This window comes from Rhodovibrio sodomensis, assembly GCF_016583645.1.
GTDB classification, from domain to species: Bacteria; Pseudomonadota; Alphaproteobacteria; order Kiloniellales; family Rhodovibrionaceae; genus Rhodovibrio; species Rhodovibrio sodomensis.
The window spans coordinates 1-562 of record NZ_NRRL01000315.1 but is presented as its reverse complement, the minus strand read 5'-3'; the positions used below and the strand labels follow the sequence as shown (position 1 = coordinate 562).

Sequence of the window (562 nt, the reverse complement as noted above, 5' to 3'; positions counted from 1 at the left end):
GGCCGGCAAGACGGGCAAGGGCGGCCAGGGTCAGGCGCGCTCGCTGGAGCCCAACCCTGATCGCACGGTCACCGCTCCGGCGAGCAACTGTCCAAGTTGCGGCGGCCACGTCGGCCCGGCGCATCAACCCCTCAAGACCCGTTACGACCGCATCGAGATCCCGCCGGTGCGCCCGGACGTCACCCGCGTGCATCAGTACCAGGGCGAATGTCCCTGTTGCGGCGAGCAATTCGCTGCAACCCCGCCGGAGGGGCTCAAGCCCGGCTCGCCCTTGCGCGCTTGCAGCGCGCGACTGACGTGACCGGGCGCAGCGTCGAGGAGACGGTGATCTACCTGCACACCATCCACGCCATCAGCTACCAGCGTCTGTCGGCCTTGATGCTGGACATGTTCGGCGTGTCCATCAGCGAGGGCACGATCGCCAACATCCTCGCACGCGCCAAGGAGCAGGTGGACGCCGCGGTCGCCGACATCACCGCCGAACTCCGCAAAGCCGGGGTAATCGGCTGCGACGAGACGGGCGCCCGGGTAGCCGGCCAGAAATACTGGCAATGGGTGTTCG

Annotated in this window: 2 protein-coding genes; both read left to right on the top strand. The window is 68.1% G+C overall.

Features of this window, described 5'->3' with window-relative positions:
• A partial coding sequence (locus CKO28_RS27945; protein ID WP_200344823.1) for an IS66 family transposase zinc-finger binding domain-containing protein occupies positions 1-301 on the top strand: 301 nt, incomplete at its 5' end.
• The coding region (locus CKO28_RS27940; protein ID WP_200344821.1) for an IS66 family transposase at positions 298-562 on the top strand (265 nt) is incomplete at its 3' end. The genes CKO28_RS27945 and CKO28_RS27940, both read left to right, overlap by 4 nt.